Source organism: Streptomyces celluloflavus, assembly GCA_000720995.1.
Taxonomy (GTDB): Bacteria; Actinomycetota; Actinomycetes; order Streptomycetales; family Streptomycetaceae; genus Streptomyces; species Streptomyces celluloflavus.
Genome location: JOEL01000020.1, coordinates 1 through 22,635, shown reverse-complemented (window position 1 = coordinate 22,635; position 22,635 = coordinate 1). Strand labels below are relative to the sequence as shown.

Genomic DNA, 22,635 nt, shown 5'->3' with positions numbered 1-22,635 from the left:
CCGGGATCTCTCCCCGCACCCGTGCCCCGCCCGCCCTATCTCTCCCGGACGCTCCACCCGTCCCGTCCGTCCCGTTCTCGCGGGCGCCTGCTCGACGCGAGCCGGAACGGGACGTTGATCACGGTCACGCCGGGTGTGAAGAGCAGCCGGGCCTTCAGGCGCAGGGCGCTCTGGTTGTGCAGCAGATGTTCCCACCAGTGGCCGACGATGTACTCGGGGATCACGACCGTGACGGCCCCGCCCGGATGCCGCTCCGCGACGTCCAGGATGTGGTTGATCACCGGTTGGGTGAAGTCCCGGTAGGGCGAGCTGCGCACCTGGAGCGGTACGTCGATGTCATGGGCGTCCCACTGTTCGCGCAGTCCCACGACGTCCGACGGATCGACCGCGACGGTCAGCGCGTTCAGCGAGGCGGGGCGCATCGCGCGGGCGTAGCCGAGGGCCTTGAGCGCGGGCGCGTTCAGGGCGGAGACCAGCACCAGCACATGGATTCCGGCCGGCTCCCAGGGACGGGCATCCGGCGCGACCGCCAGTTCCTCGGCGACCCGCCGGTAGTGCTGCCGTACCCCCCGCATGGCCAGGAAGAGCGTGGGCATGGCGATCACCACGAGCCAGGCGCCGTGCGTGAACTTGGTGATCAGGACGATGATCAGCACCACACCGGTGAGTACCGCGCCGACCGCGTTGATCGCCTGGGAGCGCCGGTGCCGTACGCGGAGCGCGGTGTCCGTCCCCCGTTCGGCGAGCACGGTCCGCCAGTGCCGCACCATGCCGGCCTGGGAGAGCGTGAAGGAGACGAAGACGCCGATGATGTAGAGCTGGATCAGCCGGGTGAGCTCCGCGTCGAAGAGGACGATCAGCCCGATCGCGGCCAGTGCGAGCAGGATGACGCCGTTGGAGAAGACCAGCCGGTCACCGCGGTTGTGCAGCTGCCGGGGCGCGTAGCCGTCCGCGGCGAGGATCGAGGCCAGCATCGGGAAGCCGTTGAAGGCGGTGTTGGCGGCGAGGATGAGCACCCCGGCCGTGAAGGCTTGCAGCAGGTAGAAGAGGAAGCGGACGTCGCCGAAGGCGGCGCGGGCGATCTGGGAGAGCGCGGTGGGCATCGGCGTGTCCGGCGCGAGCCCCAGTTCGCCGGGCTCCGCCGCGACGTGCACCCGGTAGGCCATGGCCAGGACCGTGATCCCGGCGAACATGGTGACCGAGAAGAATCCCATGATCGACAGCGTCATGGCGGCGTTGCGGCTCTTGGGCCGGGCGAAGGCGGGCACACCGTTGCTGATCGCCTCGACGCCGGTCAGCGCGGTGCAGCCGGACGCGAAGGCCCTCATCGTCAGCAGCACGAGCGCCAGCCCGGAGTAGACCGAGACCGTGTGCAGTGGCAGCGCCGCGGACTCGGCGCGGACGCTCGCGCCGGTGGCCGTCCGTACGGCGGCGAACGCGAACATCAGGTAGACGAAGAAGATGAACCCGTAGGTGGGGACGGCGAAGACCCGGCCCGATTCGCGGACGCCGCGCAGGTTCATCAGGGCCAGCAGCGCCACGAAGCCGACGGAGAGCGCGACGTTGTGGCCGCTGAGGGACGGGATCGCGGAGGTGATGGCCGCGACCCCGGAGACGACGGACACCGCGACGGTCAGCACATAGTCGACGAGCAGGGCGCTGGCCGAGGTGAGCGCCGCGGTCGGGCCGAGGTTGCGGGCGCTGACGATGTACGCCCCGCCGCCCCCGGGATACGCGTAACAGGTCTGCCGGTAGGAGGCGACCACGACGATGAGCAGCAGCACGATGCCGGCCGCCGCATACCAGGCCAGATGCAGCAGGGCGACCCCGCCGAGCGCCACCACCAGCAGGATTTCCTCGGTGGCGTAGGCGACCGAGGACAGCGGGTCGCTGCAGAAGATCGGCAGGGCCAGCCGCTTCGGCAGCAGCGTCTCGCCGAGCCGCGCACTGTCCAGCGGACGGCCGACCATCATCCGCTTCGGCCTGAAGAATTGGCTCATAGCCGGACAAACTATGGGCCGTCCAGTGGAGCGGGAGGGAGGCTCGCGGGGCGGACCCCGCAGGCGCCGGGACGGGCCGGAGCCGCCCTCGGGGCCGGGGCAGGACCCCCGCGAAAGCCGGGCCGGGCCGCTGCCGACGGTGTCACGGCGGCCCGCCACTCCCCCGCGCCACCCCCACCGGGGGGCCACCCCGCCCCGCCACCTCGGCACACGCCACCGGACGGCCGATCGGGTGCGATTCCCGCGCGACACCCCTCGCCCGCCGTGTCGTTGCGGCCGGAACCGGTAGCCGCATGAGAGCACGGTGAGGTGGATAAAAACGATAAACGCACAAATACGCGACGACTCCTGCTCCGCGGCGCCGTCGCGATCGGCGCCCTGTCCGCCGCCCGCATCCTGGCCCTGCCCGATACCGACACCCCGAAAGCGCCCGTGGGACGCAACGGCGCGGCGCACGCGGCGAAGCCGCACCCCGCCGCGCCCGCGCCACCGGCCCGTGGCACGCTGCCCGTACAGGCCCCCGACACCTACCGGCTGCGCCCCCTCGCCGGCGAGCCCTCTCCGTGGTACCCCGACGCCCCGCCGCCCCATGCCGAGGTCGCCTTCACCGTCCCCACCCGCACCCGCGAGATCGCGCTCACCTTCGACGACGGCCCCGAACCCAGCTTCACGCCCCAGGTCCTCCGCGTCCTGCGCAGCCACGACGTCCGGGCCACCTTCTTCGTCCTCGGCGAATGCGCCGTCGCCTTCCCGGAGCAGCTGCACGCCATCGTCGGCGACGGTCATATCGTCGCCAACCACTCCTGGACGCACCCCCAGTTCACCACGCTCGCCCCGGGCCGGGTGCGCAGCGAACTCGGCCGCACCAGCGACCTGATCGAGAAGACCCTGGGCAGCCCCCCGACCCTGGCCCGCGCCCCGTACGGCGACTGGGACCGGGCCTCCCTGAGAATCTGCAACGAGCTGGGCATGTCCCCCGTCAACTGGTCGATCGACTCACTGGACTGGACCTCCCCCGGTGCCGACCGCATCGCGAGGAACATCATGAGCGAGATGAAACCGGGCGCGATCGTGCTGTCGCACGACGGCGGCGGCGACCGCTCCCAGACCGTGGCCGCCCTGAAGTGGTACCTGCCCCGCCTGCTGGACGAGGGATACACCCCGATCCGGGTCGAGTACTGAGCCGGTGCGGGCGGCCGCTTCCGCGTCCCCGTGAGGGCACGACGCCGCCCGTTTGCGGGGATCAGCAGGTGCCCTGGTCCTGCCATACGCCCGAGCCGCCGGTGGAGGGCCTCTCGCCCTGTGTCCACCACTTCGCCTTCCAGAGGTGCCCGTCGTAGGAGACGGTGGCGCCGCCGAGGTAGACGGTGCCGCTGCGGTACGCGGCCGTGGTGCAACTCCCGCCGGGCGGAGGTGTGGTGGGTGAGGTGGTCGGCGGTGTCGTCGGGGCGGGCGGGGTGGCGCCGGCGAACTTCACCGAGTACGCGGTGAAGTCGTACGCGCCCTGCGGCACGCCGCTGCAGGCGCCGGACGTCTTGCCGTTGTTGTCCGGCGGGGAGCACTGCCGGTCGCGGTTGACGGACCAGTTGGTGAAGCGCGCCATGTGGTGGCCGGTCGCGAAGTCGAGCACGGCCTGGAAGTCCGCCTGGGTGAAGTACTCCCCGGTGTCGCTGCGGCCGTTCATCTGCGAGATGCCTTCGTGGGCGTAGGCGGTGGCCTCGTCCCAGCCGAAGGTGGACCGGAGGACGGCGTTGAAGTTCGTCAGCGCCTGGGTCTGCGACGCGGCTCCGTCGAATCCGCCGTCGAACGGCATGATGGAGAAGTTGTCCGGGATGAACGCCTGGGACTTGGCTTCGTTGAGCATCTGCTTGCCGAACCAGCCGGTGCCATCGGCGGTGCCCGCCGTGGTGATGGACAGATAGATGCCGGGGTTCCGCTGCTGGAGGATCTTGGCGGCGCCGATCTCGTTGTGCACGGCGGCCGTGTTCTCGTACTCCGGCTCCTCCAGGTCCAGGTCGAGCGCTTTGAGCCCGTACGTGTCGATGGCCTTCTGGTACGCGGCGGCGGTGGCCTCGGGGGTGCCGCAGCTCTGGCCGAGCTTGGTGCCGCCGTAGCCCCCGACGGAGGCCGAGACATCACCCCCCTTGGCGCGGATGGCGGAGATCACGCCCGCCACGGCGGTGTCGGAGTCGACCGGGTTGGTGCCGCCCCATGTCGGCGCACAGCCGCCCCCGTTCGGCGCCAGGATGAAGGCCAGCTGGAACGCCTTGAGACCGGTGGCGTCCATGACCGCGCCGGCGTTCGGCGGATCGTTGTCCAGCGGCATGAGGTAGGGGGCGGCGGCGTACCAGTTGCTGCCGACGGCGGCCGACGCCGCGGGGACCGTACGGCCGGCCGTGACCGCGCGGCCGGTGGTGGCCGCGTGGCCGGTGGCGGCGGCCGTCCCGATCAGCGCCGCGGCCGCGAGGCAGGCCGCCGATACGGCGGTGGTGAGTGTTCTGGCGTTTCGAAGTGACACGGGTCCTCCCGCGGGAGACGAAGTGGTCCAGACCAATCGCCTCACAGAGTGAACCCCCGTCATTGACGCGTCAACACTTCAAACCGGACCAATCTCGAATTCAACTACCCATGCCGGAGGCCCCGGGCGAGCACCCCACCCAAATTGGCATTCCAAATACCACTTCTGTACGGTGAGGGCTGTGCGACTCACCAAGAGCACCGACATCGCCCTGCGCATCGCCATGCGGCTGGCGGTCCTCGACGACACGGGCGACGCCCCGACCACCCGCGAGGTGGCGAGCGCCGTGGACGTGCCGTACACGCACGCCGCCAAGGTGGTGAGCAAGCTCCAGCACCTCGGCGCGGTCGAGGCGCGGCGCGGGCGCGGCGGCGGGCTGACGCTGACCGCCGCGGGGCGTACCGGTTCGCTCGGCCGGCTCGTCCGCGAGCTGGAGGGGGTCGGCGATGTCGTGGGGTGCGAGGACGATCCGCCGTGCCCGCTGCGCGGCGGCTGCCGGCTGCGCGGCGCACTGCGCACGGCACAGGAGGCGTTCTTCGCCTCGCTCGATCCGCTGTCGATCGAGGACCTGGTCGGCGAGCCGACCGGACCGCTGCTGCTGACCCTGACCACCCGCCCGCCCGACTAACCCCCGCACCCCTCACCCACCCGCCACCACCACATTCAAAAATACGCATCTCAGATGCGAGTTTTATCTCCTTCCGAGAGTGCCGAGAGTCTGGAGTTTCCGATGCTGTCGCCGAAGTCCGCCGAGACCGTACGTGCCACCCTCCCCGCCGTCGGGGCGGCCATCGGGGAGATCACGCCGCTCTTCTACGAGAAGCTGTTCGCGGCCCACCCGGAGCTGCTGCGCGATCTCTTCAACCGCGCCAACCAGGCCAACGGCACTCAGCGGCAGGCGCTCGCGGGCTCCATAGCCACCTTCGCGGGCTATCTGGTGGAGCACCCGGAGAGCCGTCCGGACACCATGCTCGCCCGGATCGCGCACAAGCACGCCTCGCTCGGGGTGCGCGAGGACCAGTACCCCATCGTGCGCGAACACCTCTTCGCGGCCATCGCGGAGGTGCTCGGCGACGCGGTGACCGACGAGGTCGTACGGGCCTGGGACGAGGTGTACTGGCTGATGGCGCACGCCCTCATCGCCATCGAGAAGGGCCTCTACGCGGAGGCCGGCGCCCCGGACGGCGCGGTGTGGCGCACGTACCGGGTGGCCGGCCGCGTCCAGGAGACCGATGACGTCGCGACGTTCTTCCTCCAGCCGCTCGACGGCGCGCCCGTTCCGGCGTCCCGGCCCGGCCAATTCGTCTCCGTACAGGTCGAACTCCCCGACGGGGCGCGGCAGATACGCCAGTACAGCATGTCCGGGCAGCCGGACGGCGGATTGCAGTTCTCCGTCAAGCGGGTGGCCGGGGACCCGGCCGGCGATCCGGCGGGCGAGGTCTCCGGGCATCTGCACGACCACTTCCACGGCGGGGAGACGCTGCGGGTGAGCGCGCCGTTCGGCGATGTGGTGCTCGACGACGGCACCGGACCGCTGCTGCTCGCCTCCGCCGGGATCGGCTGCACGCCGATGATCGGGATGCTCACACATCTGGCCGCCGTCGGCTCCCCGCGCCGCGTCATCGCGGCACACGCCGACCGCGCACCGCACACCCACGCCTTCGGCACCGAACTCCGGCAGCTCACACGCAAACTGACCGGCGCAACCACGGACGTCTGGTACGAGGCCGCCGCCGAAAACGCCCCCGCCGACGGCGAGGACGGCGCCGGCCGCGGCACCGGCGACCGGAACGGCGCCGTCACCGTGCACACCGGCCGGATGGACCTGTCGCGGCTGGAGATCCCGGCCGGCACCACCGCCTACCTCTGCGGTCCGGTGCCGTTCATGCGGGCGGCCCGCACCCAGCTCCTGGAGTCCGGAGTACGCGCGGCCGACATCCACTACGAGATCTTCGGCCCGGACCTGGGACTGTGAGCCCGGGGCCGACGGCCCCGGAAGGACGTAGCCCCGCCCGGAGATCCGGCCGCCGCTGACACCGCGCGGCGGGGGCACGGGGGACGACGGTCCGCACACCTCTGGTGGGGTGTGCGGACCGTTCCGCATGTTCAGGGGTGGCCTCGCCTGCTCGGCGACGGCGCGGGGCGGCCCCCTGCGGTCGGCCCACGCCCCCCGATGTTACCCATCCGTAACCTACCGACGGGTTACCACGGGTAAAGCGCGAACTTTACTCTCCAGTCACATCGGACCGCCGGGTGCCCCTCCTGTCCTCGGACAGCGCCCGACCAGGTCCGCATCGAGATCTGGAGCAGAAGATGACGCCCTCCCGCACGACGCTGCGCGCCGCCGTCGGCACCGTCTCCGCGGCGGTGCTCGCCGCCACGGTACTCACCGGTCCGCCCGCCGCCGCGGTATCGCCCGCCGCCCCCGTCTCCGCCGCCACGGCCACCCGCACCCCCGGATCCGTGAAGTTCGTCGACATCACCGGCGACGGCGGTGTCGTCCTCAAGGCGAACGTCAGCACGCCCGCCGGTGCCGACGGGACCCGGCGGTACCCGGTCATCGTGCTGCCCACCAGCTGGGCGATGCCGCAGGTCGAATACCTGGCGCAGGCCCAGAAGCTGGCGGACGCGGGCTATGTGGTCGTCGGCTACAACTCACGCGGCTTCTGGCAGTCCGGCGGGCAGATCGAGACGGCCGGTCCGCAGGACATCGCCGATGCGTCGAAGGTCATCGACTGGGCACTGGCCCATACGCCGGCCGATCCGCAGAAGATCGGCATGGGCGGGGTCTCCTACGGGGCCGGGATCAGCCTGCTGACGTCCGCGTTCGACAAGCGGATCAAGGCGGTCGCGGCGCTCAGCGGCTGGGGCGATCTCATCGGCTCCATCTACAGCGGCCGCACCCAGCACCGGCAGGCCGCCCAACTGCTGGGCGGCCTGGGCGAGCTCACCGGCCGCCCCGGTCCGGAACTCCGGGGCATCCTCAAGGACTTCCTCGGCTCGAACCTCGCCAAGGAGCAGGACATGATCGCCTGGGGGAAGAAGCGCTCCCCCGCCACCTACATCGACAAGATCAACGCCAATGGCGCCGCGATCATGCTCGGCAACGCCTGGGGCGACTCCCTGTTTCCGCCCAACCAGTACGCCGACTTCTACGAGAAGCTGACCGGCCCCAAGCGGCTGGAGTTCCGCCCCGGTGACCATGCGACCGCCGAGGGGCTCGGACTGCTGGGGCTGCCCAACGACACCTGGAGCCACACCAGGCAGTGGTTCGACCACTACCTCAAGGGCACGGACAACGGGATCGACCGGGCGGCTCCGGTGCTGCTCAAGTCCCGCTCCACCGGCGCGTACGAGGGGTACCAGAGCTGGCGGGACGTACCGTCCGGGCACCGGAAGATCGAGCTGACCGGCACCCAGCGGATCCGCACCAACATCGACTCCGGCGCCAACGGCGGGCTGGTCTTCCTCTCCAGCATGCTGGACCAGTTCTTCCGGCTGCCGCCGATGGCCTCGATCCCGCTGCTGCCGCGCTCCGTGGCCGCCGTCTGGGAGTCCGGGCGCTACGCGAGCGAGCAGCGGGTCCGCGGGACCACCCGGCTGCACACGACGGTGACCGGCACCGCCGAGAGCGGGACCGCCATCGCCTACCTCTACGACGTGGGCCCGCTCGGTCTCGGCAAACTGGTCTCGCACGCGCCGTTCACCTTCCACGGCAAGACCCCCGGCCGGCCGTTCGGCGTGGACCTGGAGCTGTTCTCCACGGCGTACGACGTACCGGCCGGGCACCGGCTCGCGGTGGTCGTGGACACCGTCGATCCGCTGTACATCGAGCACAATCCGAGCGGCGCGCGGCTGACGTTCTCCTCGCCCGCCGATGACCCGTCGTATGTCTCGGTGCCGGTCCGCGAGGGAGGGCAACCGTCCCATAAGGCATGATCCTTCTCATGGGACACCCGCATCTGCCGACCACCGAGGCCGCCGTCACCGCGATCCGCGAGATCGCCGGCGAGTACCACCTGGAGCTGACCGTCACGGACGACATCGGCGCGGACCAGACGTCCCGCCGTACCTCGTCCGGGGCGTTCACGGTGCTGGACGCGGACGGCTCGCTGCCCCACGAGGCGTTCGTCGAGCTGGGCGGGTCGCCCGCGGTCAGCGTGCAGATCTTCCCGGAGGACGATGCACGGATCACCGTCGACTCGGTGACGTTCCCGGACGTCCCCCGGGACTCGGTGCCCGCGTTCCTGCGCTCGGTGTACGGCGGGCTCGCCCATGTGAAGGGGCGGACCTTCCCGCCGGGCCAGTGGCTGGTCGTGCCGCTGCCCGGCGACGAGACCTACAAGGAACTGATCTTCCGCGGCCTCAGCCCCTGGATGGCCCGCACCTTCCGCTGAGCCGCCCGCCGCGGCGCGACCTCCGGCCACGTCAACCGGCCGGCCTGGGCGGGCTGATCACCGCCCCTACGGGCCGCCCGGGAGCAGGGTGCCCGGCTCCGCGGCACCCACCTCCACCGCCTCGACCTTGGGGTTGCGCCGCTGGCGCCGGGCGACCCAGTGGGCGCACCAGGACAGCAGCATGCACATCCCGATGTAGATCGGCGAGATGATCATGACGACGGGGATGAACGGCAGTCCGTAGTCGAGGTTGGCGGCGATGAGCTTGCCGGCGTGCAGGAACTCCTCGTAGGTGATCAGGTAGCCGAGCGAGGTGTCCTTGAGGGCGACCACCAGCTGGCTGATGATCGTCGGCAGCATCGCGCGGACCGCCTGCGGCACCAGGACGTGCGTCATGACCTGGGTCTTGTGCATGCCCAGCGCGTAGGCCGCCTCCCCCTGGCCGCGCTCGACCGCGTGGATACCGGTACGGAAGACCTCGGCGAGCACCGAACCGTTGTAGAGGGTCAGCCCGGCGACCAGCGCGGTCAGCGGTTCCGCTTTCAGTGCCACATAGATGAAGAAGATCATGACCAGTACGGGCATCGCGCGGAAGAACTCGACCAGCGCCGTGCTCACCCAGCGGACCGGCCGGTGCACGGAGAGCCGGCCGGTCGCGAGCACCGCGCCGAGCGCCAGGGAGAACACCGCCGCGTAACCGAACGCCCGGAGCGTGTTGCCCAGGCCCCGCAGCAGCAGCTCCTGAATTCCCTTGTAGAGGAAGGGAGTCCACTTCTGGGCGGTGAACTGGCCGGTGTGGAAGAGGAGGTAGACGAGCCAGCCGAGCAGTCCGAGGAGCACCACGGTCGACCCGGCACCGTAGAGCAGATGCCGCCGCTTGCTCTTCGGCCCCGGTACGTCGTAGAGGGCGGTGGTCATCGGGCGACTCCCCAGCGCTTCTCCAGCACGTGGAACAGCGCGCTGATGGACAGGGTCACGATCAGATAGCCGACGGCGATCCAGATGAAGGTCCAGATGATGCTGTAGCCCAGCTCGCTGAGTGTCCGGTACGTGCCGAGCAGTTCGACGACACTGAAGGAGCCGGCGATCGCGGAGTTCTTGGCGAGCGCGATCAGGGTGGAGCCGATGGGCGGGATGACCGTCCGGAACGCCTGCGGCAGGACCACGTCGCCGAGCGTCTGCGGGAAGGTCATGCCCAGGCTGCGGGCCGCCTCGCCCTGCCCGACCGGCACGGTGTTGATGCCGGAGCGCACCGCCTCGCAGATGAAGGCGGAGGTGTAGCAGCCGAGGGCGAGGACAGCAAACATCTGGAAGGGCAGCACCAGCCCGAAGCGCGGCAGCCCCAGCAGCACCGCGAAGAACAGCAGCGTCAGCGGGGTGTTGCGCAGCACCGTCACCCACACCGTGCCGAAGGCCCGCAGCGAGCGGACCGGCGCGACGCGGCAGGCGGCCGTCAGGAAGCCGAGGAAGAGGGCGAGCAGCGAGGCGTAGACGGTGAGTTCGACGGTGCCCAGCAGGCCCTCCCCGTAGAGGGAGAGATTGTCGAGGAGAACGTTCATCGTGGGGTCCTTGCTGCTCAGCCCGCCGGGTAGCGGTCGACCGGGGGCGGCTGCGGTGCGGGTACTCCGGACAGGCCGAGCGTCGCCTCGTACGCCCGCTTCCAGTAGCCGTCGCGCTCGGCGGCGACGAGGGCGTCGTTGAGCGCGGCCCGCAGTGCGGTGTCGTCGCGGGGGACGCCGATGCCGTACGGCTCCTCGGAGAACGGTTTGCCGACGACCTTCAGCTCGTCGGGCGCCTTGGCGGCGTAGCCCAGCAGGATCGCGTCGTCGGTGGTGACCGCGTCCACCTGGTAGGTGAGCAGGTTGTCCACACACACCGAGTAGGTGTCGTAGGTGACCAGAATCGCCTGGGGGTAGTCGGCCGCGATGCGCTGGGCGGGCGTGGAACCGGCGGCCGAGCAGACGCGTTTGCCGGCCAGGTCCTGCGGTCCGTGGATGTCCTTCTCGTCGGTGCGCACCAGCAGCCCCTGGCCGGCCAGGTAGTACGGCCCGGCGAAGCCGACCTGCTTCTTGCGCAGGGCGTTGATGGTGTAGGTGCCGACGTAGAAGTCGATCTGGCCGTTCTGCAGGGCCGTCTCGCGGTTGGCGGAGGCGATCGTCTTGAACCGGGTCGTCGCGGGGTCGAAGCCGAGGGCGGCCGACATCATCTTGGCGATCTCGATGTCGAAACCGCTGTACGTGCCGGTGGCCGGGTCCCGCTCGCCGAGGTAGGGCTGGTCCTCCTTGGCGCCGACGACGAGATGGCCGCGCGCTTCGGCCCGTCGCCAGGTGGGCGAGTCCGGCAGCCGGAAGTTCTCGGCGACCGGGTAGTGGGGCAGTTCGCCGGCCTTGGGGCTCTTGACCGGTGGGCTGCCGTTGCGGCCGCAGCCGGCGGCGGTGGCCAGTGCGAGGAGGGTGAGCGCGGCGGCCAGCAGGGCGCGGCGCAGGCGCGGAGTACGGGAGTGCGGCATCGCGGCGGGCCGTTCAGTGCTTGAGGATCTTGGAGAGGAAGTCCTTCGCCCGGTCGCTGCGCGGTGCGGTGAAGAAGTCCTCGGGGGCGCGGTCCTCGATGATGCGGCCGTCGGCCATGAACACCACGCGGTTGGCGGCGGAGCGGGCGAAGCCCATCTCGTGAGTGACGACCACCATGGTCATACCGTCCCGGGCGAGTTGCTGCATGACCTCCAGCACCTCGTTGATCATCTCCGGGTCGAGCGCGGAGGTCGGCTCGTCGAAGAGCAGCGCCAGCGGGTCCATGGCGAGCGCGCGGGCGATGGCCACCCGCTGCTGCTGGCCGCCGGAGAGCTGCGCGGGGTACTTCTCGGCCTGCGAGGCGAGCCCGACCCGGTCGAGGAGCTCCCGGGCCCGCCGGGCGGCATCTTCCTTCTTGACCTTGCGGACCTTGACGGGCGCCAGCATCACATTGGCCAGCACGGTCTTGTGCGCGAAGAGGTTGAAGGACTGGAAGACCATGCCGACCTCGGCGCGCAGCTCGGCGAGCGCGCGGCCCTCGTCGGGCAGTGGTGTGCCGTCCAGCGTGATGGTGCCCGACTCGATCGTTTCGAGGCGGTTGATGGTCCGGCACAGGGTGGACTTGCCGGACCCGGAGGGCCCGATGATCACGACCACCTCCCCGCGGCCGACGGTGAGGTCGATGTCCTGGAGGACGTGCAGCTTTCCGTAGTACTTGTTGACCCCGCGCAGTTCGATCAGCGCCTCACCGGCCATATGCAGACCTGCTCCCTCTCATCCGTACCGCGGAGAGCCGCAACTTACCGGGACAAAAGGGACGCCTGATCGTTGACACGCACAGAGGAGCAGAAGCGGGCGGATGGACCAGGCATACGCCGGGTCGCGGAAGGCCGCTTCAGGGGCGTTCGGCGCGCGGCGCCGGGACGGCGGCAACCGGGCGCCGGGGGGCCGCGCCGGATGCCTCGGGCGTACGCTCCGCGGGCGTCAGCTCTCGGCGACCTCGGCGTACTCCTGGGACAGCTCGGGCGCCCCGACATCGGCCCAGTCCTGGCCCGCCGCGACGACATCGATCTCCCGGCCGGACGCCAGCCGGACCACCGGCCGGCCGTCCTGCCGCACCTGCCACACGGCGCCGCGCACCGTACGCACGAGGACGGTGCCCAGATAGAGACCCGCGTCGTTGCCGAGCCAGGGCAGCACTTCGGGGTCGTCCCGCCACACCGGCTGCAATTGGTCCAGCTCCTCCAACGACCGTACGGAGTCGTCGAGTTCCACGCCCGAGTCGGCGGCCTGCGCCCGCAGCAGTTCGCATTCGGAGAGCAGCTCGACGACGCTGCCGGGGTCGGCGCGGACCGATTCCGCGAGGGATAGCCGGCGGTCCGCGTCCGGATGCCGGCGCCACTTGTCCAGGAAAGACATGTTCATGGTGTGCAGGGTCGCATCCGGCCCGGGGCGGCGGCCACAGGGCGCGCGGCAACCGCCTTGTGCTCCCGCGCTCTTGGCCGATCCGCCCGGCGGCACGACGGGCCGGCGCACGCGTACGGCGACGGCGCGCCGGGACACCGGATCACCGGCCCCGGGAGGGTGCCGGGGCCGGGGCGGGCGTCAGACGTCCAGATCCACCACGACCGGCGCATGGTCCGAGGCGCCCTTGCCCTTGCGCTCCTCTCGGTCGACATAGGCGTCCGAGACGGCCTCGGCGAACGGGGCGTTGCCGTAGACGAGGTCGATGCGCATCCCGCGGTTCTTGGGGAAGCCGAGCTGGCGGTAGTCCCAGTACGTGTACGGACGGTCGTACTTCAGGGGGCGCGGCAGGACGTCCGTCAGGCCCGTCCCGCGCAGGGTGGCCAGGGCGTCGCGCTCGGCGGGGGTGACATGGGTCAGGCCCTCGAACACCGCCGGGTCCCAGACGTCCTCGTCCGTCGGGGCCACGTTGAAGTCGCCGAGGACCGCGAACGGGCGGCCGGCCGCGGCGTCCTCGGCGACCGCCGCCGTCAGCGCCTCGAACCAGCGCAGCTTGTAGGAGAAGTGCTCATGGCCCACCTCGCGGCCATTGGGGACATACACCGACCAGACGCGGGCCGGGCCGCAGGTCGCGGAGACGGCGCGCGGCTCCTGGACGCCGTCGTACTCCGGGCCGCCGGGCAGGCCCGTGACGACGTCCGCCAGGCCGACCTTGGAGAGCACGGCGACGCCGTTCCACCGGCCGGTGGCGTTGACCGCGGCTTCGTAGCCCAGCTCGCGCAGCTGACCGACGGGGAACTGGTCCGCCGCGCACTTGGTCTCCTGGATGCACAGCACGTCCGTGCCGGTGCTCTCCAGCCAGGCCAGCAGCCTCGGGAGACGGGCGGTGATCGAGTTGACGTTCCAGGTCGCGATGCGCATGTCCGTAACCTACCGCGAGGCACCGACAGTCAGCCGACGTCGGTGTGGGCGCCGGGCGCGAGGCGGCCGTGGTCGGCGCCGCCGAGCCCGCCGATCAGCCCGTCGTAGATCGGCCTGGCGTGGTCCTGGAGCAGGCTGTCGTGGATGTCGATGGCGCGCCGCGGTGCGACCTCGCGGACGTAGTCGATGATCTCGGCGACCTTGTTCCAGGGGGCGTGCACCGGCAGCAGCAGGGTGTCGACGCGGCGGCCCTGCGGCACGGTGAGCGCGTCACCGGGGTGGAAGACCGAACCGTCGAGCAGGAAGCCGACATTGGTGATGCGCGGGAGGTCGGGGTGGATGACGGCGTGCAGCTGGCCGTGCACCTCCACGTCGAAGCCCGCGGCGGTGAAGGTGTCGCCCTCGCCGACGGTGTGCACCCGGCCGGGGAAGGCGGCCGCGAGCTGCTCGGCGACGCTGGCGAGGGTCCAGATCTCGGCGCCCGGATTGGCCGCCATGCCCGCGCGCAGCCGGTCCTCGTGGAAGTGGTCGGGGTGCTCGTGGGTGACCAGGATCGCGTCGGCGCCGACGGCCGCGTCCGTCTCGCTGAAGACTCCCGGATCGATGACGAGCGTCTGCCCGTCCTTCTCCAGCCGGACGCAGGCATGGGTCTTCTTCGTGAGTTCCATGGCCGCCATCTTGCCGCGCCCGGGACGCCGCGGCCGCCCGGGGCGGCGCGCCGCGCACCACCGGGCCACGGGCGCGTGGTCCGGCCGGGTCAGCCTTCCGGGGTGGTCTCTTCCCGGATGACCCGCTGGGCGACCGCGAAGGCGGCGTGCGCGGCCGGCACCCCGCAGTAGACCGCGGTGTGCAGCAGGATCTCCTTGATCTCCGCCGGGGTGAGGCCGTTGCGCAGCGCGGCGCGGGTGTGCGACGCCAGCGCGTCGTGGTGGCCGCCGGCGACCAGCGCGGTGAGCGTGACGATGCTGCGGGTACGCCGGTCCAGACCGGGGCGGCTCCAGGTCTCGCCCCAGCCGTAGCGGATGACGAAGTCCTGGAAGTCGTCGGTGAAGCCGTCGGTGGCGGCCTCGGCCCGGTCGACATGGGCGTCCCCGAGCACCTCGCGGCGGATCTTGACGCCCTGCTCGTAGGTGCTGCCGCGGAACCGCGCCGGCTGGGCGAGACCGGACTCGATGGCGGCGGGGACCGGCTGCGGGGGCCGCGGGGGCGCGAGCACCGGTGTGTTCGCGGTGGCGCCGGGCGCGGCCGGGCCGCCGCCGGGCCGGTCCTGCCAGGCGGTGGTGAAGTGCCGGATGAGGAGGTCGGTGACGGCCGCGGGCTGTTCGACGGGCGCGAGGTGCGAGGTGCCGGGCACCAGCGCCAGGCTGGCGTCCGGGATGCCGGCGACCAGCGTGCGGGCGTCGGCGGTCGGGGTGGTCCGGTCCGCGGAACCGACGACGACGAGGGTCGGCACGCCGACCCGGCCGAGCGCGGACCGCACGTCGAAGGAGGCCATCGCCTCACAGGCGGCGATGTAGCAGCCGGGGTCGGTGGTCCGCACCATCTGGACGGCCCATTCGACGATGGCGGGCTGGGCCTCCGCGAAACCGGGGGTGAACCAGCGCTCTGGGGCGGTGCGGGCGATCGGGTCGAGTCCGTTCGTCCGGATCACCACACCGCGCTGGCGCCAGGCGTCGGCGGTGCCGTGGCGCGGCGAGGAGGACACCAGCGCCAGGGAGGTGAGGCGGTGCGAGCGGGTGAGGGCCAGCTGGACGCCGATGGCCCCGCCGATGGAACAGCCGCCGTACCCGAAGCGGTCCACTCCCAGGGCGTCGAGGGTGGCGATCAGCCGGTCGGCCAGCTCGGCGACGGAGGCGGCCGGGTGGGCGGGCGATCCGCCGTGACCCGGCAGGTCGAATCTGAGGACGCGCCAGTGGCGGGTCAGCTCGGGGATCTGCCGGTCCCACATGTGCCAGGTGGTACCCAGTGCGGCACCCAGGATCAGGACCGGGGCGTCTTCCGGCCCGTCAAGGCGGTATTGGAGGGTGTTCGCCGGTGTCTCACTCACCCGCCAGACCCTCTCATCTGTCACGGGAAGTCACATAGCCGGGGTCTGTTGGCCATGCGGCTCGGCAAGTCGCTCGACTGATGGAGCGCGCGGCTCACGCTTGCCCCTCCACCGCAACCCAGTGCAGGCCATCCCATGTGGTGGTGGCTCCGCGGAGATCCGTTACGTCCGGCTTGACGTACCACCTCTTGGTCGTCTTCACCTTCGTGTGCCCGGCCCATCGCGCGAGAATGCGGTCCGGCACGCCGTTGTCGGCCAGGAAGGTGAAGCACGACGAGCGTGCGTCGTAGAGCCTGACGCGACGGAGGCCGAGAAGCTCCATGAGCCGGTACGCGCGCCGACGAAGCTGCTTGACCGTGAAAGCATCTCCCGCCTCATGCACCAGCACGTGGCCTGACGCCACATACGCCTCGCCCAGAGCGAGCTTCTCCTCGGTTTGGAGAGCCCTGAAAGCCTTGAGGGCGGCCAGCACCGGAGCCGGCAGCGGCAAATCCCGCTCGCCCGCAAGAGACTTGGTGTCCTTCTCCACCACGTACCGGTTGCCCATCATCGTGCGCGTGTTGGCAATCACAATCGTGGCGTTTCCCAATTCAACGTCTTCCCAGCACCGGTATCCGAACCGGGCGATGGCCGAGGCGGCCGCCGAGCGTGCCGCCGACGAGGCCCTGCTGCGGGCGGTGGAGTCCTTGTTCGCCGACCGGTGCCGACAACTGCGGATCACCCGGGGCAGCCAGCCGGCCCGGCCCGCGGCCACGAGCTGGGCGAGCCGCTGCGCCGAGCTCGCCAGCCAGGTGCTCCCGGAGGATCTTGATGAGCGGTCCAGGGCGCAGGTACGGGAGGCGGTGCGCGGCGGCGTGCACGTCAGGATCCCCGCCCCGTCGCCGGGCGTCACCCGGCCGTCACCTGCGGCGCGTGCGGAAGGGGCCGCCCAGGCTGCCGCGGTTGTCTGATGCGCGGTTCGCCGAGCCGGAGCCGACGGCATCAGGGCGATGGTGGACCGCCGCTGCTCCGGCGTGACCAGCGTCAACCTCGTCGGCAACGCACTACGGCACGGTCGGACACCGGTAACGGTCGCACTCACCGCGGACAGCGGTGACCATCGAGGTCACCGACCACGGACCCGGGCCGCTCCCCGAGGTACTCGCGCATATCTTCGGCCATTTCTACAGGGCCGGACTCCGCCCGCACGCGGTCAGAGGGCAGCGGGCTCGGAACCGCCGTCGCACGTTGGCCTTGTCGGCGACCAGCACTCTGGGCACGTGCTGCTGTTCCTTCATCAGCTTTGCCATGAACCCCTTGGCGGCCTTCACATCGCGCTTTTCACAGCAGGCACCTCCCGGACGATCAAGAAACTCGATGCCCACCCCAGTCCCGAGGCCCGTCCCTCTTCTTGACAGCGCCCCCTGAGCGCCCGAATCACTTCACCCCCCGTTAGAAAACATCATTGTCTTGTCTGTGCTGTTGCTTTTGCTCTCCCGCCACCTCCATATTTCGGATAGTCGCATCGCGGGCCGGCTCTTCCGGTCTCTCCTGCCGACAGGCGCTGATGCGTAGGCAACGTCAGGTTCCGTGGGCCGTGACAGCGGCCGGCTCCTTTGCTGCATTACGCACACATGCCTGCACACCCGGCGCCGAGGAGGGCTTTGATGGATAACCGGTACGAGGCTTATGCCTATGCCGATCCGCTCTTTTACGACTCGCCCCGACGCTGGGGCGCGCACGAAGAGTTCGCGGCCGTCGAGTGGCCGCTGCCTGCGGGCTGGGAACGCGTTGACCAGGAGATCTGGGCGGTTGTGCGGCCCGTTGACGTTCAGTTGCCCGCGCAGGGCTGGAAGATCCACGTGTCCTCGGAAGCGGGGGACGCCGAAGAGGTGCTGGAGGCGGTCCACGCGTACTGCCTGCGAGAGCGGGTCACGTTCAAGTTCCTGCGCGGACTGCCCATCCTCCAGGTGCAGAACTCCAAGTACGCGCCGCGCGAATCCAGCGGAAAGTTCTGCACCCTCTACCCGGTGGATCAGGCGGAATTGGAGCGATGCCTCGACGGCCTCGGCCGTGTCCTGGCCGGCCGCAAGGGGCCGTACATCCTCAGCGACTTGCGATGGGGCGAAGGCCCGCTCTACCTGAGGTACGGGGGATTCGCGGAGCGCTACTGTCGCAACGACGCCGGAGCGCGGGTACTCGCACTCATCGGCCCCGAGGGCCGTCTGGTGCCCGATGTCCGCGGCACCGGATTCGCCGTCCCCGACTGGGCTCCGGTGCCGGACTTCATCGCAGCTGCGGTGGCCGAGCGGGCGGCGTCGCGCGACACCGGGCTGCCGTACACCGTGGAGCGCGTCCTGCATTTCTCCAACGCGGGGGGCGTGTACCTGGCGCGCGACGGGGACGCTGGACCCCGGCTGGTGCTGAAGGAGGCCCGGCCGTTCGCGGGCCTGGACCAGCGCGGGGTCGACGCGGTGACCCGGCTGCGCAACGAGCACGACATCCTCGTCCGGCTGGCAGGTGTGCCCGGCGTACCCGCGCAGCACGGGCTGCTGACTGCCTGGGAGCACGAGTTCCTGGTCCAGGAATTCGTCGAGGGCCGATTACTGAGCGAGTGGCTGGCCACCCGCTACCCGCTGATCCACCCGGACGCCGACGAAGCCGCTGTCGCCGAGTACACCCGCGAGGCGCTCGGGATCGTGGACCGCATCGAAGAGGTCCTGGCGGCGATCCATGCTCGCGGGGTGGTCTTCGGCGACCTCCACCCCCGCAATCTGATCATTCGGGCGAACGGCGACATCTGCTTCATCGACTTCGAGCTCGCCAGCACTGTGGAGGACTTCGTCCGCCCGGCACTGGGCGCTGCCGGCTTCGCCGCTCCCCCGGGGTGCACCGGGACGCGGATCGACCGGTACGGGCTGGCCGCGATCCGGCTCTGGCTGTTCCTGCCGCTGGCGCAGCTGCCCGCCCTCGACCCGGGCAAGGCCGATGAACTCGCCGACGCCATCGAGCTCCGCTTCCCGGTCCCTGACGGCTACACCGACGAGATCCGTCGCCTGCTCGGCCCCGCCCCGTCCGACGGCCGCTCCCGCCGACCCGAGCTGGGCCACGACCGTGAGCAGCTCAACGCGCTGCTGACAGCGCCGACGGCCGACTGGCCGCGGATCAGGGACTCGCTGGCCGCCGGTATCACGGCGATGGCCACCCCCGACCGAACCGACCGTCTTTTTCCCGGCGATGTCGCCCAGTTCACCCACGGCGGCCTGGGCCTGGCCTACGGCGCGGCCGGTGTGCTCTACGCCCTGCACACCACGGGCGCCACGATCGCCCCCGACCACGTCCGATGGCTGGTCCGGGCTTCTCGCACCCGCCCCGTCGAGCCGGGACTGTACTTCGGCGGACATGGCGTGGCATATGTGCTGGACCTGCTCGGCGAACGCGACGCAGCCCTGGCGCTCCTGCGGCGCCTGGCCACGGCTCCGGACGAGGAACCGCAGCCGGGCCTGGCCGCCGGTGCGCCCGGTATCGCCCTGACGCTCCTGCACTTCGCCGCAGCCACCGGCGAGCACCGGCTGCTGGAGCAGGCACTGGTCCTCGCCCGCTCCTGCGCCGACGCCCTGGAGAAGGCCGGCCGCAGCGACCCCCGGCGCACGGCCGGCCTGCTGGCCGGAGCCTCCGGTACGGCGCTCGCCCTGGTCCGCTTGTACGAGCACATCGGCGAACACGCGCTGCTCGACCAGGCGCAGACCTTGGTGGAACTGGACCTCGACCGGTGCACGAGCCTCGCCGACGGTACCTTCCAGGTCGCCGACGGACGCCGAGTCCTGCCCTACGTCGAGACCGGCAGCGCCGGCATCGGCCTCGCGCTCAACACCCTGCTGGCCCACCGCCCCGACGCGCCCTCGGCCTGCCACGAGCAAGCGATCCGCCGCGCCGCCGAGCCCGAGTTCGTCATTCAGCCGGGCCTGTTCAACGGCCGGGCGGGGCTGCTCGGCTACCTGGCCCTTACCCGGCACCGCGCGCCGGCCCCTGCCGGAACGGCCCTGCTGGATCGGCAGCGGGCGCTGCTGGCCCTCCACCAGGTCTCCTACCAGGGCCTGCTCGCCTTCCCCGGCGACCAACTGCTGCGGCTCTCGGCGGACCTGGCGACCGGCTCCGCCGGGGTGCTGCTGGCCCTGGGCACAGCCCTGGCCGGCACCCCTTTCCTCCCCTGGACCGGCACTCCCGGCTGACGGGCCACCGGCCCGCGCGCCCCGGGCGCGCCCCACCGACTCCCGGCCGCCGGCCGGGCGATCCAACAAAGGAGAACAGCCATGGCGATCCTCGACCTCCAGACCATGGAGCCGCCCGAGTCCGAGGCAGCCCCGATCGACGACGTTCTCGCGACCGGCAGCTCCCTGAGCGTCCTCAACTGCACCGTCAGCACCGTCAGCACCCTGCTCTGCCTCTGAGCCGTACCTCCGCCCGGTAGGACGGAGACAGCACCGCGGAGCCGGTCGGGCGCCACCCAGGCCCGGCCGGCGTCCGGGCCCGTGGCAGCACACCGCCGCCACGGGCCCGGACCGGACGACCGCCCCCGGTGGCGTGATACGGCCGAACCACCAGAGAGGACGCCGTGGCCGACCAGCCCCCTCGTACCGCCCACCGCGCGCCGGGCCGCGTACGGTTGCGCCGCGAACTGACCACCGAGCCCGGCCGCCTGCTCTGTGCCCTTCTGCTCGCTCTGGTCTCCACCGCGGCGGCGCTCGCCGTCCCGCTTCTGGTCCAGAAGATCATCACTGACTTCTCCGCGCACCGGCTGCTCGGCCCCGACGTGCTGCTGATGTGCGCCGCCACCATCGGCAGCGCCCTCACCCAGGCCCTGTCGGGCTTCCTGCTGGCCCGGATCGGCGAGCGGATGACCTACCGGCTGCGCACCCGCATCATGGACCACACCCTGCGACTGCCCCTGTCCGTGGCGCGTGCCCAGGGCACGGGGGAACTCACCGCCCGCATCACCTCGGACGCACTGCTGCTGAGGCAGGCGGTCGAGGTCGTCACCCAACTTCCCCTGGCCGCATTGACCGTCGCGGCGACGCTGCTCGTGATGGTGTGGATCGACTGGGTCCTCACCCTGGTCACCGTCGTGGCGTTCGCCGTGCTGACGGTTCTGGTGCTGCTGGTCGTGCGCCGGATGAAGGCCAATGTGAACGGCCAGCAGGACGCGGTGGGACATATCTCCCAGCGTTTCACGGCCAATCTGGAGGCCCTCACCACGATCAAGGCATACCGGGCCGAACCGATGGCCGCCCGCACACTGGCGGCGGCCGCCGAGCGGCTGCGGGCCGTCTCGCTGGAGGGAGCCCGCCTCAACGCCCTGATCCCGCCGGCGGTGTCGCTCGGCAATCAATTCGCGATGATCGCTGTGATCCTCACCGGCGGCGCCCGGCTGGCCGCAGGCAGCCTCGACGTGGCGGCCTTCGCCGCGTTCCTGCTCTACCTGTTGCAGACCGTTCCCTCGATCGGCGCTCTGGCCACCGGCTTCAGCCGGCTGCAAGCCAGCCTCGCAGCCCGCGACCGATGCAGCGCACTCCTCTCGCTCGCTCCCGAGAGCGACCCCCGGGACACCCCGCGCACTGCCCCCACTCCACGCCCGCAAGCCCCGTCCGTGGTCTTCCGCAAGGTCTCCTACACCCACACCGGATCGGACGACCCCGCACTGCGAGGAATCTCCTTCACCGCCGCCCGCACCGGCCTGACCGCCGTGGTCGGCCCCTCAGGAGCCGGCAAGAGCACCGCACTCTCCCTCATCGACCGGTTCATCCGGCCCACCTCCGGCTCGATCACCGTCCTCGGCCACGACACCCGACACTGGCCACTGGACGAGCTGCGCGCCCGGATCGCCTACGTCGACCAGGCATTCACGCTTCTGGAGGCCACCGCCCGGGAGAACCTCCAGCTGGGCCGCGAACGCCACGCCGGTGCCGACGAACTGACGGCCGCCCTGGACGCCGTCGGACTCACCGACGACATCACCCGCCTCCCGCAGGGCCTCGACACACCGCTCGGCCGGGAGTCGGACCTGTCCGGAGGACAGCGCCAGCGCATGGCACTGGCACGCGCCCTCCTCTCCGACGCCGACATCGTGCTGCTGGACGAACCCACCAGTCAGCTGGACGGAATCAACGAACACCGGTTCCGCGCCATCATGGAAGACCTGGCGGCGACCCGCGCGGTGATCGTGGTCGCCCACCGGCTCTCCACCGTCCAGCACGCCCATCACGTGATCATGATGAACCGGGGCACCGTGCTCGACGCCGGCAACCACCCCACACTCCTGCAACGCTGCACCCCGTACCGGGACCTGGTCACAAGCCAGACGATCCCCCCACCCTGACCACTCGCCCGGACCGGATTGCGGTCTGCCACGCCCCGGCACCCGGGTCGTGACGGAAGCTCCGAACCCCTCCAGCCCATTCGTGTCACCGATCGCCGCTGTCGAGCCCGGCGCGCTCACCCACCGGTCCACCCACGCCCTCAACCACCCGACAGCGACGTCACTGAACCCGGGGCCCACTGACACCGTAGGCGGGGGCAACGGCCCGTTTTTATCCCGGAATATGTGTTTGATCCCGAGTTTTAGGGTCGCGCCAGGAGATGGTGTTTCGCCGGAGAGGCGGCGGGCCATGAGGTCGGTCACGGCGAGGTGGATCATGGCTTCGGAGCGGGCGGGGAGGGTTTCGTAGTCGCGGGCCAGGCGGCGGTGGAACATGAGCCACCCGTAGGTCCGCTCCACGGTCCAGCGCTTCGGCAGCGGGGC

Annotated in this window: 19 protein-coding genes and 1 pseudogene; 8 read left to right on the top strand and 12 right to left on the bottom strand. The window is 70.9% G+C overall.

Annotated features, from left to right (window positions below):
- Window positions 1–35: 35 nt before the first annotated feature.
- Window positions 36–2,000 (bottom strand): APC family permease, encoded by a 1,965-nt coding sequence (locus IH09_RS19745; RefSeq protein WP_052858094.1) that lies wholly within the window; start codon window positions 1,998–2,000, stop codon window positions 36–38.
- Window positions 2,001–2,309: 309 nt separating this feature from the next.
- On the opposite strand from IH09_RS19745, the gene IH09_RS19740 reads away from it, so the two are divergent.
- Window positions 2,310–3,182 (top strand): polysaccharide deacetylase family protein, encoded by an 873-nt coding sequence (locus IH09_RS19740; protein ID WP_052858091.1) that lies wholly within the window; start codon window positions 2,310–2,312, stop codon window positions 3,180–3,182.
- 61 nt (window positions 3,183–3,243) lie between these two features.
- Here IH09_RS19740 and IH09_RS19735 read toward each other — a convergent pair whose 3' ends face one another.
- The gene (locus tag IH09_RS19735; RefSeq protein ID WP_052858087.1) at window positions 3,244–4,518 is read right to left on the bottom strand and encodes a carbohydrate-binding protein; all 1,275 of its coding nucleotides are present in this window, start codon (window positions 4,516–4,518) and stop codon (window positions 3,244–3,246) included.
- Between the two features lie 181 nt (window positions 4,519–4,699).
- Between IH09_RS19735 and IH09_RS19730 the strand changes: the two genes are divergently transcribed.
- The 4 genes from IH09_RS19730 to IH09_RS19715 all read left to right on the top strand — a co-directional run bounded on the left by IH09_RS19730 (window position 4,700) and on the right by IH09_RS19715 (window position 8,915).
- Window positions 4,700–5,146 carry an RrF2 family transcriptional regulator gene (locus IH09_RS19730; RefSeq protein ID WP_052858085.1) on the top strand — a complete coding sequence of 149 codons (447 nt, stop codon included), beginning with the start codon at window positions 4,700–4,702 and terminating at the stop codon, window positions 5,144–5,146.
- Window positions 5,147–5,248: 102 nt separating this feature from the next.
- Window positions 5,249–6,493, top strand: coding sequence for a globin domain-containing protein (locus tag IH09_RS19725; protein ID WP_052858083.1), 1,245 nt, complete (start codon window positions 5,249–5,251; stop codon window positions 6,491–6,493).
- Between the two features lie 338 nt (window positions 6,494–6,831).
- Window positions 6,832–8,457, top strand: a complete 1,626-nt coding sequence (locus IH09_RS19720; RefSeq protein ID WP_052858081.1) for an alpha/beta fold hydrolase — start codon at window positions 6,832–6,834, stop codon at window positions 8,455–8,457.
- A gap of 8 nt (window positions 8,458–8,465) precedes the next feature.
- Complete coding sequence (locus IH09_RS19715; RefSeq protein WP_052858077.1) at window positions 8,466–8,915, top strand: hypothetical protein; 450 nt, start codon at window positions 8,466–8,468, stop codon at window positions 8,913–8,915.
- A 66-nt stretch (window positions 8,916–8,981) separates the two neighbouring features.
- On the opposite strand, the gene IH09_RS19710 is transcribed toward IH09_RS19715, so the two are convergent.
- The 9 genes from IH09_RS19710 to IH09_RS37510 all read right to left on the bottom strand — a co-directional run bounded on the left by IH09_RS19710 (window position 8,982) and on the right by IH09_RS37510 (window position 16,749).
- Window positions 8,982–9,833, bottom strand: a complete 852-nt coding sequence (locus IH09_RS19710; RefSeq protein ID WP_052858074.1) for an amino acid ABC transporter permease — start codon at window positions 9,831–9,833, stop codon at window positions 8,982–8,984.
- A complete protein-coding gene (locus IH09_RS19705) occupies window positions 9,830–10,474 on the bottom strand; it encodes an amino acid ABC transporter permease (protein WP_052858071.1) in 645 nt (214 codons plus the stop codon). Before IH09_RS19705 ends, IH09_RS19710 begins: the two co-directional genes overlap by 4 nt.
- Window positions 10,475–10,491: 17 nt before the next feature.
- Window positions 10,492–11,424 carry a glutamate ABC transporter substrate-binding protein gene (locus IH09_RS19700; RefSeq protein ID WP_052858068.1) on the bottom strand — a complete coding sequence of 311 codons (933 nt, stop codon included), beginning with the start codon at window positions 11,422–11,424 and terminating at the stop codon, window positions 10,492–10,494.
- 13 nt (window positions 11,425–11,437) lie between these two features.
- Complete coding sequence (locus IH09_RS19695; RefSeq protein WP_052858064.1) at window positions 11,438–12,181, bottom strand: amino acid ABC transporter ATP-binding protein; 744 nt, start codon at window positions 12,179–12,181, stop codon at window positions 11,438–11,440.
- Window positions 12,182–12,409: 228 nt separating this feature from the next.
- Entirely contained in the window at window positions 12,410–12,850 is a 441-nt protein-coding gene (locus tag IH09_RS19690) for a DUF6278 family protein (protein ID WP_052858061.1), read from the bottom strand.
- 180 nt (window positions 12,851–13,030) lie between these two features.
- A complete protein-coding gene (locus IH09_RS19685; RefSeq protein WP_052858058.1) occupies window positions 13,031–13,810 on the bottom strand; it encodes an exodeoxyribonuclease III in 780 nt (259 codons plus the stop codon).
- A gap of 29 nt (window positions 13,811–13,839) precedes the next feature.
- Window positions 13,840–14,478 (bottom strand): MBL fold metallo-hydrolase, encoded by a 639-nt coding sequence (locus IH09_RS19680; RefSeq protein ID WP_094792463.1) that lies wholly within the window; start codon window positions 14,476–14,478, stop codon window positions 13,840–13,842.
- A gap of 89 nt (window positions 14,479–14,567) precedes the next feature.
- Window positions 14,568–15,857, bottom strand: coding sequence for a bifunctional 3-oxoadipate enol-lactonase/4-carboxymuconolactone decarboxylase PcaDC (pcaDC, locus tag IH09_RS19675; RefSeq protein WP_052858055.1), 1,290 nt, complete (start codon window positions 15,855–15,857; stop codon window positions 14,568–14,570).
- A gap of 94 nt (window positions 15,858–15,951) precedes the next feature.
- Entirely contained in the window at window positions 15,952–16,749 is a 798-nt protein-coding gene (locus IH09_RS37510) for a site-specific integrase (protein ID WP_318279491.1), read from the bottom strand.
- A 754-nt stretch (window positions 16,750–17,503) separates the two neighbouring features.
- Between IH09_RS37510 and lanKC the strand changes: the two genes are divergently transcribed.
- The 3 genes from lanKC (at window position 17,504) to IH09_RS19655 (ending at window position 22,212) form a co-directional block, all read left to right on the top strand.
- Window positions 17,504–20,068 (top strand): class III lanthionine synthetase LanKC, encoded by a 2,565-nt coding sequence (lanKC, locus tag IH09_RS19660; protein WP_052858050.1) that lies wholly within the window; start codon window positions 17,504–17,506, stop codon window positions 20,066–20,068.
- Window positions 20,069–20,149: 81 nt separating this feature from the next.
- A complete protein-coding gene (locus IH09_RS37500) occupies window positions 20,150–20,287 on the top strand; it encodes a SapB/AmfS family lanthipeptide (RefSeq protein ID WP_094792460.1) in 138 nt (45 codons plus the stop codon).
- A 164-nt stretch (window positions 20,288–20,451) separates the two neighbouring features.
- Window positions 20,452–22,212, top strand: a complete 1,761-nt coding sequence (locus IH09_RS19655; RefSeq protein WP_052858048.1) for an ABC transporter transmembrane domain-containing protein — start codon at window positions 20,452–20,454, stop codon at window positions 22,210–22,212.
- 264 nt (window positions 22,213–22,476) lie between these two features.
- Here the strand turns inward: IH09_RS19655 and IH09_RS37495 are convergent.
- Window positions 22,477–22,635: pseudogene (locus tag IH09_RS37495) on the bottom strand (transposase); the annotation flags it as partial.